We start from the raw sequence: 2,284 nt of genomic DNA on the forward strand, positions 1-2,284 counted from the left end.
AGTTGCGGCCGCGAGATCACGGCGCGCGCGATCGCAGCGCGCTGCTTCTCTCCGCCCGACAGGATCGGCGGCAGCGCGTCCATGCGGTCACCGAGCCCGACCCAGCGCAGGAGGTCGATCACCTCCTTGCGGTAGCTCGACTCGTTGCGGCCCATGACGCGAAACGGCAGCGCGACGTTCTCATAGGTCGTCATGTGGTCGAGCAACCGGAAATCCTGGAGGACGATGCCGATGCGCTTGCGCAGGTCCGCGATCTCGTCCTTGCCGAGCTGCGAAATGTCGTGGCCGAACAGATTGACGAGACCCCGCGTCGGCCGATGCGACAGAAACAACAGGCGCAGCAGGGAGGTCTTGCCGGCGCCGGACGGTCCGGTGAGAAACTGGAAGGAATGCGCCGGGATCTGGAAGCTGAGATCGCGCAGGATCTCCGGCCCCAGGCCGTATCGCAATCCGACATTTTCGAACCGAACCAAGCTCAGCTCCGTTCGAGAGGGGGCGCGGGTCGCACTGCGGCGCTCCGCCATGCGCGATCAATGGGTTTTGCCGCCGTTATGGTTTCCGGTTCGTTAACGCTCGCCCTGTAGCATAAGGGGCGCCCGGTTCTACGCGACCGCGGCATCGTCAAGACCAGTCCAAGACCTTCGTTCATGCATCAAGGCTCGTCCATGCATATCGTCTGCCCCCATTGTACGACATCCTACGCCATCAAGCTCGCGAGCCTCGGGGCGAATGGACGGGCGGTCCGCTGCTCCCGCTGCAAGGAGACCTGGATCGCCCATGCCGAGGATGCCATCGAGGAGGCGTCCGTTCCGGCCATGGCCACGACCAGCCAGGCCGTGGACCAGTCCGACCTCGCCGAGCAATGGAACTCCTATGCGAGGGACGACGGCGCTGTTGACGCGCCCGTCGTCGACAGCCCGTCGATCGCCAGCGACTGGCCCGAGGAAGAGGCCAAGGAAACCGAGGACGAGTGGTCAGCGGCGGCCCGGCAGGTCGAGGAGGAGGCGGCCGGCGCGCAGCACCAGTCCTGGTTCCGCGGCCTGTTCCGGCGCCGCGGCGCCCGGGTGAGTCGCCCGGTCGCCGCCACGGCTCCACGCAAATCCCATTTCGGCCTGCCGACCGCCTGCGCCGCGATGGGCGCGCTGGTGCTGGCACTCGTGATCTGGCGCGGCGACGTGGTGCGGCTACTGCCCCAGACGGCGGCATTCTACAAAATGGCCGGGCTCGAAGTGAACCTGCGGGGCCTCGCCTTCAAGGACGTCAAGCTCTCCAGCGAGACCGTGGACGGTAAGCAGGTGCTGGTGATCGAGGGCGTGATCGTCGGCGAGGGCAAGAAGCCGCTCGACATCCCGCGGCTGCGCTTTGCTGTGCGCGACGCCCAAGGCGCGGAAATCTATGCGTGGAATTCGGTGCTGGAACAGACGGTGCTGCGGCCCGGCGAGCGCGCCTTCTTCCGCTCGCGTCTTGCCTCGCCGCCGCCGGAGGGCCGCAACATCGACGTTCGTTTCTTCAACCGGCGCGATATTGCCGGCGGCAGCGTATAGTTGCAGGGGAGGTCGATCCCAAGGTTGGTCTGATGCCGAAAATCCTGATCGCCGACGACGAGGACTCGATGCGCACGCTCGTGGCGCGCGCCATCGCCATGGACGGCCACGAGACCGTCACCGCCCAGGACGGCGCCGAGGCGCTGGAGATCCTGGCTCGCGAGGACGGCGCCTTCGACCTGTTGCTCACCGACATCCAGATGCCGGTCATGGACGGCATCGCGCTGGCGCTTTCGGCCGCGCGCGATTTCCCTGATCTGACCATTTTGCTGATGACCGGCTTCGCCGACCAGCGCGAGCGCGCCTCGAACCTGAATGCGCTGGTGCATGACGTCGTGACCAAGCCCTTCTCGGTCGCGGATATCCGCACGGCGGTCGCCGATGCGCTGGCAGCGAAGAAAGGGTAGCAGCGGCGGCCAAACATTCCCCTGTCATGCCCCGGCTCGACCAGGCTTGACCGGGGCATCCAGTACGCCGCGGCGGAGAGATTATCGGCCGGTGCGAAACTCGCGATGACAATGTTGAGGCAATGCGCGCCGAAGCGATGGTCTCGTGCCCCGGACGCAGCGCAGCGCTACTTCAGCGGTGCGCTGCAGAGCCGGGGCCCACATTGCAGCGATCGCGGTGGCCTTCTGGGTCCCGGCTCTGCGCAGCAGCGTAAGGACGCTGCAGCGCGTCCGGGACACGAGAAGGATGCGCGCTATCGCCACACGCTCCGTCATTGCGAGGAGCCCTTGCGA

The 2,284-nt window shown here is 66.5% G+C and carries 3 protein-coding genes; 2 read left to right on the plus strand and 1 reads right to left on the minus strand.

Translation table 11 applies throughout. The features are described 5' to 3' along the window. Positions 1–473 (minus strand): cell division ATP-binding protein FtsE (locus IC50_RS17500; protein ID WP_035707238.1); only part of this gene is annotated, 473 nt, incomplete at its 3' end. A 192-nt stretch (positions 474–665) separates the two neighbouring features. Here IC50_RS17500 and IC50_RS17505 point away from each other — a divergent pair. After that, positions 666–1,544, plus strand: a complete 879-nt coding sequence (locus IC50_RS17505; RefSeq protein WP_035707242.1) for an MJ0042-type zinc finger domain-containing protein — start codon at positions 666–668, stop codon at positions 1,542–1,544. Between the two features lie 32 nt (positions 1,545–1,576). Further along, positions 1,577–1,951 (plus strand): response regulator, encoded by a 375-nt coding sequence (locus IC50_RS17510; RefSeq protein ID WP_035707240.1) that lies wholly within the window; start codon positions 1,577–1,579, stop codon positions 1,949–1,951. Positions 1,952–2,284 lie beyond the last annotated feature (333 nt).

Source organism: Bradyrhizobium genomosp. I (2014) (genome assembly GCF_000261685.1).
Lineage (GTDB): Bacteria > Pseudomonadota > Alphaproteobacteria > Rhizobiales > Xanthobacteraceae > Bradyrhizobium.

What these genes read in the sequence shown, in the direction of transcription:
- IC50_RS17505 (WP_035707242.1), top strand. Translation starts at nt 666, where the DNA reads ATGCATATCGTCTGCCCCCATTGTACGACATCCTACGCCATCAAGCTC.
- IC50_RS17510 (WP_035707240.1), top strand. Translation starts at nt 1,577, where the DNA reads ATGCCGAAAATCCTGATCGCCGACGACGAGGACTCGATGCGCACGCTC.